We start from the raw sequence: 6,387 nt of genomic DNA, 5'->3' as shown, positions 1-6,387 counted from the left end.
GCGTGGAGCCGGAAGCGTATCTGCGCCATGTGCTGGCGATTATCACGGATCATCCCATCAACAAAATCAAAGAGCTCCTGCCGTGGAACCTCACCATCCCTGCTGAATAACTGTCAATACGGCGCTGGGCGTACGCTTACGTTTATTATCGTATTTAATTTGCTGGAAGCGGGCGCGAAACGCCGCATCGTCCGCATAAGGCGCCACCGCTTTTAACCTTTCAAGCCAGGTGATCCAGCCTTTGCCAATGGTTTCGTCAATTAGCGCCGCCAGCGCCGGATTACACTGCTTCAGCCAGCGGCGCGGGGTAATGCCGTTGGTCACGTTATGGAACTTCTGCGGCCACAGCTGACAATAGTCGGGAAACAGATCGCTTTTCACCAGATCGGAATGCAGCGCGGCGACGCCATTTACCGCAAAGCTGCATACCACGCATAAATTCGCCATCCGTACTTGTTTATCCTGCACTACCGCCAAGCGGCGTCATACCGCGTTATCGCCCGGCCAGCACTGTTCCACCAGCACCCGCAGCCGGTCGTTGATGTGCCTGATGATGGCGAAATGACGCGGCAGCAGCGTCTGTACCAGCTTTTCATCCCAGCATTCCAGCGCCTCCGGCATCAGCGTATGGTTGGTGTAGGCAAAGGTACGTGACGTAATCAGCCAGGCTTCATCCCATGTTAGCTGGTGTTGGTCGAGCAGCACGCGCAGCATCTCGGGGATGGCGATTGCCTGATGGGTATCATTGAGCTGGATAACTTCATAATCCGGCAGATTTTCCAGACTGCGGCCGGCCAAATGATGACGGCACAAAATATCCGCCACCGCACAGGCGCACTGAAAATACTGCTGCATCAGCCGCAGCTGTTTGCCTTCCTGATGGTTATCGTTCGGGTAAAGTACTTTGGTCAACTTGGCGGCGTCGATCCCGGCCCGTTCGGCTTTGAGGAACTTTCCCTCATTAAACAGCGCCAGATTGAACGGATGCGGATGCGTCGCCTGCCATAAACACAGCGGCAGCACCGCGCCATTGCCAAAACCGACCACCTGCAAATCCCAGGCTTCGCCGATAAGCGAGAACGCCGGCTCCCAGCGGCTGCCGCCCTGCTCGTCTTTCACCAGTTTGCCGCCAAACCCCACCTCAACATTTAGCGCCGTGTTATGACGGAACCAGGGATAGGTTTCGCGATGCCAGTCGTCGGGGAATTCCCATTGCTGGCCTTCGGCGAAGGTCTGACGAAACAAGCCGTACTGATAATTCAGTCCGTAGCCGATGGCCGGCTGGCCATCGGTCGCCATGGAATCCATATAACAGGCCGCCATTACCCAGCGCCGGATCGACCTCGTATTCCAGGATATCGGCAAGACTAACCTGATAACCGTCGAGCACTCTTTTGACCGTATCGTACCCGCCAAGATTGATAAGATTATTACCGGTCAGACGTCCCAGCAGGAACTCCATGGAAAGGTAATTGACATGACGGAGAAATTTTTTGCTGTTGCCCGGCTGGTCGCTTGGGGGGGCGATGCATTTATTGACCGCCGCGCTGACCGCCTGCCACCACTGAAACGAGGTCATTTCCTGCGCGCCGGCGAGACCATAACGTTGCCACTGACGATCTAGCGCTGCCTGGAACGCAGCTTTATCAAATTTGGGTTTTGGCATATGAACGTCTCTATCCTGTTAGCCTAAAGTGGACAGCGCCGGAAAACCGGCCCCCTGATCCTGCCATCGTCACGGCTATCCCGGCGCCCACCGCAAGCGATCGCCATGCCAAACTACAATTATCCCAAGGTTTAGCAAAGCGGATCGCCGCGCCTGTCGCGATGCCAAACCACGACGCCCCCCGCGGCCTACCCCAGGGGGTCGCCGTTCATGTCGCCGTGCGAAAGATAGCAGAAGAGTCTGGATAAGCGCCGTGATGATCAAAGAATAGACAACGCCGTTAAAAAGGGGAGAGCCGGCGTTAATTTTTACGCTAGAGCCTTTGCGCTCAACACAGCTCCAATTTGACATCGGAGTGTTCGATAAGCGTCATCACGCCCGGCGGCGGCAGTTGGTCGGTAAACAGATAATCCACCAGGTCCATTTTACCGAGATTGACCATGGCGCTGCGGCCGAATTTGGAATGGTCGGTCACCAGCATCACGCAGCGAGAATTGTCGATAATCGCCCGTTTGGTGCGCACTTCATGATAATCGAACTCCAGCAGCGAGCCGTCCAAATCAATGCCGCTGATGCCGAGGATGCCGTAATCAAGCCGGAATTGAGAAATGAAATCGAGGGTGGCCTCACCGATAATGCCGCCGTCGCGCGTCCGCACTTCGCCGCCGGCCAAAATCAGGCGGAAATCTTCCTTGGCGGTAAGCAGCGTCGCCACGTTAAGATTATTGGTGACCACCCGTAAATTTTTATGACCCAGCAGCGCGTACGCCACCGCCTCCGGCGTGGTGCCGATATCAATGAACAGCGTGGCGCCGTCGGGGATTTGGCTGGCGACGCGCGCCGCAATGCGAGCCTTTTCCGCCGACCACATCACCTTGCGATCATGGTAGGCGGCGTTGACCGAACTCGACGGCAGCGCCGCGCCGCCGTGATGACGCTGGATCTTGTTCTGCTCGGCCAAATCGTTCAGATCGCGCCGTATTGTCTGGGGACTGACGGCAAAGTGATCCACCAGCTCCTCGGTACTGACGTAGCCCTGCTGGCGAACCAGCTCGATAATGGCATCATGCCGCTGCGTTTGCTTCACATTGACTCCTCTGCTACCGGCCGATCAGCGCTGACCGCCATGACTCTGACGCCGCCGCGTTTGCCAGAACGCCATCAGCAGGCCCGTTACCAGACCCGCCACGTGCGCGGCATTGGCTATTGCGATACCCAAAATATTGAAATAGCCGGCAATGAGCCATAACAGGGCGAACACGATGACCCCGCGCGGCATAAATAGCGGCCCGCCGGGATTTTTCTCGCCGTGCCACCAGACATAGCCCATCAGCGCATACACCACGCCAGACAGACCGCCGAAAAAGCTCCCGCTGAAATGCGACTGCACTACGCCGCTGACGATAGCTGAGAGCAGGAACAAAATGATTAATGACGCCTTACCGCGATAGCGCTCCGTCAGGCCGGCCAGATACCACCACCACACCACATTGAACACCAGGTGCAATAGCGAGAAATGCAAAAAGGCATGGCTAACCCAGCGCCAGATCTGGCCGTACTGAGCCGGACCGGCGGGATACGCCAGCGCGGCCATCACCCGATCATCGCCGAGCAGGGCCATCAGGAGAAAGACCAGCACGCACAGCGCCGTCACCCCCAACGTCAAGGGGCCGGCCTGCTGACGCAGCGCCGGCAGCCAGGCGCGCAGGCTGGACCCCGTCTCGCCGCGGTTAATGTAACGAACTGGTGCGCCAGCTGGCGGCCTGATAACGGGGATGCTGCGGTTCAAGCAAAAACGCCTCCAGCGCCGCCTCAACCTGTTCAAGTTTTTCGTCCTGGGCCAGCCACAGCTCGGTATAACGCCCCTGCGGGCGCAACTCCATGTCCACTTGGGTTTTCATATAATCGATGAAGGCCAACACCAGGCGCGCGTTAGACAAGGCGGTAACTCGAATCATGATTCACTCACGCTTCCATAATGAGGTAATGGTGAAACAGAATACACGATTCGCGGGCTAAACGCGCGGTCCGACGACGGCTTACCCCCGCGCCAACGCCGTTAGACGGCCAGGCAATGCACTGAGGATAAAGGAGAAACGCCGGCGCGGTAGATTGTGACGCGCCTCGCCGATGCCCGCCAATTTTGTGATCTATGTCTCAAAGCGAGGAGCGCAACGCACGGTGGTAACAGCCACCTTCCCCATCCCGGCGGCGGCCCACGGCACGGCGCCGGCCGGTGAACCGCGACGCGTCTTCGTCGCTATAGCAATTCAATATCCTGCGGAAAGGCTTTCAGCCAGGCGTCAAACCCGCCATCGACGCTGTAAGCGGCCTCAAATCCCTGGCTCAGCAGGTATTGGGCGGCGCCTTTACTGCTATTGCCGTGATAACACATCAGCAGTACCGGACGGGCGGCATCATGTTGCGCCAAAAACGCCGGCAGGGTGTCATTGGTCAAATGGAACGCGCCACGGGGATGCCCGGCGGCGAAACTTTGCGGATCGCGAATATCCACCAGCACCGCGTTCCCCCGCTACCAGCGTTCTCTGGCCTGTTCTACGCTGGTTGTTGCAAATTGATCCATACCCTGACGCCTCGTTTAACCAAAAGATAGCACGCCTCGCGGCAGCGAAAGGAGTGTAGCAAGCCGTGGGGCGACGTGCAGCGCTTTTCGCCGGCGTCCGGCCACGCCATGCTGGCGCTTGACTCGATATGTTACCCCCCAACGCCATGGCGGCAACCCGCGCTGCGCGGGTAAAAACGTTAACTGCGTCACGCATGGCCTCTTTTTTGCACAGAGTTCTTGGCGTGGATGTTGGTTTTCGCTTACAATTATGAGCGAAAACGAACATAAAAAACTGTAACGCGCATTGGGAGGAAGGTAGCGTGGAAACCAAAGACTTGATCGTCATCGGCGGTGGGATCAACGGTACCGGCATCGCTGCCGACGCCGCCGGGCGCGGACTGTCCGTATTGCTGTTGGAAGCGCAGGATTTGGCGTGCGCCACGTCGTCCGCCAGCTCCAAACTCATTCACGGCGGCCTGCGCTATCTCGAACATTATGAATTTAGTTTGGTGAGCGAAGCGCTGGCCGAACGGGAGGTGCTGTTGAAAATGGCGCCCCATATCGCCTTCCCGATGCGCTTTCGATTGCCGCACCGGCCGCATCTGCGGCCGGCGTGGATGATCCGCTTGGGCCTGTTTATGTATGATCACCTGGGCAAACGCACCAGCCTGCCGGCAAGTGAGGGCGTTCGATTTGGCGCGGATTCGGTACTGAAGCCGGAAATAGTGCGCGGTTTCGAGTATTCCGACTGTTGGGTGGACGATGCGCGTCTGGTGGTGCTCAACGCACAGGAAGTAGTGGCGCGGGGCGGCGATGTCAAAACCCGCACGCAAGTGACCCGCGCCTGGCGGGAAAACGGGCTGTGGCAAGTCGAGGCACGTGATAGCCTGACCGGCAAGAGCCATCGCTGGCAGGCCAAGGGCCTGGCCAACGCCACCGGCCCTTGGGTGAAACACTTTATCGATGACAGCCTGCACTTGCCGTCGCAGTATGGCATCCGCCTGATAAAAGGCAGCCATATCGTCGTGCCGCGGGTCCATCCCCAGCCGCAGGCGTACATTCTGCAAAACGAGGATCACCGCATTGTGTTCGTCATTCCCTGGATGGAAACGTTCTCCATTATCGGCACCACCGACGTGGAATATCACGGCGATCCGGGTGAGGTGCATATCGATGACGGTGAAATTGACTATCTGCTCAAGGTCTACAACGATCATTTCAAACGGCCCCTGGGCCGCGAGGACATCGTCTGGACCTATTCCGGTGTGCGCCCGCTGTGCGACGACGAATCCGATTCGCCGCAGGCGGTGACCCGCGACTATACGCTGTCGTTAAGCGATGAAGACGGCAAAGCGCCGCTGCTGGCGGTTTTTGGCGGCAAGCTCACCACTTACCGCAAGCTGGCCGAGCATGCGCTGGAAAAACTGGCTCATTACTATCCCCACGCCAAAGGCGCCTGGACCCGCAACGCGGTGCTGCCGGGCGGCGATTTCGCCGGTACCCGCGACGACTACGCCGCCGTACTGTGGCGCAAATTCTCCTTTTTGCCGGAAGCGCTGGCGCGGCGCTACAGCCGCACGTACGGCACCCGCAGCGAGCAGCTGCTGGCGGGCGCCGCCGGCCTGGCGGATCTGGGCGAGGATTTCGGTCACGACCTGTACGAAGCCGAGTTGCGCTATCTGGTGGCGCAGGAATGGGTGGTCACGCTGGACGACGCCATCTGGCGCCGCACCAAGCTGGGCATGTGGCTGGACGAGGCGCAACAGGCGCATATTACCGACTGGCTGGCACAGCACGTCAACCCGGCGCGGCTGTCGCTGGCGTCCTAAGCCCGGCCCGGCCAACGGACGCCCGCGACGCAACTACAGACGGACGGGCGCCACCTTCCAGATTTCCTCGGCATACTCGCGAATCGTGCGGTCGGAGGAGAAATAGCCCATGCTGGCGATATTCAACGCCGCGCGGCGTATAGAGAAGTAATTTATTTGATACTTACGGGAATTGGCGGGATCTGGCGGGAATTCGTGGGATTTCTTAGGATTAGGGATGATTTATGTATTTGATACCGATGAACAAAAAAAGAACAAAATAGAGCCTATAGGCAAAACATTTGATACTTAACGTAACGGCCTTAAAACCGTGTTTAAAAGAGTTT

The 6,387-nt window shown here is 58.1% G+C and carries 3 protein-coding genes and 4 pseudogenes; 2 read left to right on the top strand and 5 right to left on the bottom strand.

Annotation, left to right across the window (positions count from 1 at the left end):
• On the top strand, positions 1–110 hold a 110-nt coding region (locus tag ACMX3H_RS16010; RefSeq protein ID WP_415210691.1), incomplete at its 5' end, for a transposase domain-containing protein.
• A 25-nt stretch (positions 111–135) separates the two neighbouring features.
• Here the strand turns inward: ACMX3H_RS16010 and glgP are convergent.
• The 4 genes and pseudogenes from glgP to glpE all read right to left on the bottom strand — a co-directional run.
• Positions 136–1,666 (bottom strand): annotated as a pseudogene (gene glgP / locus ACMX3H_RS16005) (glycogen/starch/alpha-glucan family phosphorylase); the annotation flags it as partial.
• 328 nt (positions 1,667–1,994) lie between these two features.
• Positions 1,995–2,753 carry a DeoR/GlpR family transcriptional regulator gene (locus tag ACMX3H_RS16000; RefSeq protein ID WP_415211537.1) on the bottom strand — a complete coding sequence of 253 codons (759 nt, stop codon included), beginning with the start codon at positions 2,751–2,753 and terminating at the stop codon, positions 1,995–1,997.
• 24 nt (positions 2,754–2,777) lie between these two features.
• Positions 2,778–3,624, bottom strand: a pseudogene (glpG, locus tag ACMX3H_RS15995) (rhomboid family intramembrane serine protease GlpG).
• 302 nt (positions 3,625–3,926) lie between these two features.
• Positions 3,927–4,250 (bottom strand): annotated as a pseudogene (gene glpE, locus ACMX3H_RS15990) (thiosulfate sulfurtransferase GlpE).
• Positions 4,251–4,552: 302 nt separating this feature from the next.
• Between glpE and glpD the strand changes: the two are divergent.
• On the top strand, positions 4,553–6,061 hold the full coding sequence (glpD, locus tag ACMX3H_RS15985; protein ID WP_415211536.1) for a glycerol-3-phosphate dehydrogenase: 1,509 nt from the start codon (positions 4,553–4,555) through the stop codon (positions 6,059–6,061).
• A gap of 33 nt (positions 6,062–6,094) precedes the next feature.
• On the opposite strand, the pseudogene ACMX3H_RS15980 reads toward glpD, so the two are convergent.
• Positions 6,095–6,199: pseudogene (locus ACMX3H_RS15980) on the bottom strand (glycogen/starch/alpha-glucan phosphorylase); the annotation flags it as partial.
• Between the last annotated feature and the right edge of the window lie 188 nt (positions 6,200–6,387).

The organism is Sodalis sp. (in: enterobacteria), from assembly GCF_047607725.1.
In the GTDB taxonomy this organism is placed as follows: domain Bacteria; phylum Pseudomonadota; class Gammaproteobacteria; order Enterobacterales; family Enterobacteriaceae; genus JBLKSS01.
Note: the sequence above shows the minus strand (reverse complement) of the source record. Positions and strands in the feature narration are given on the sequence as shown.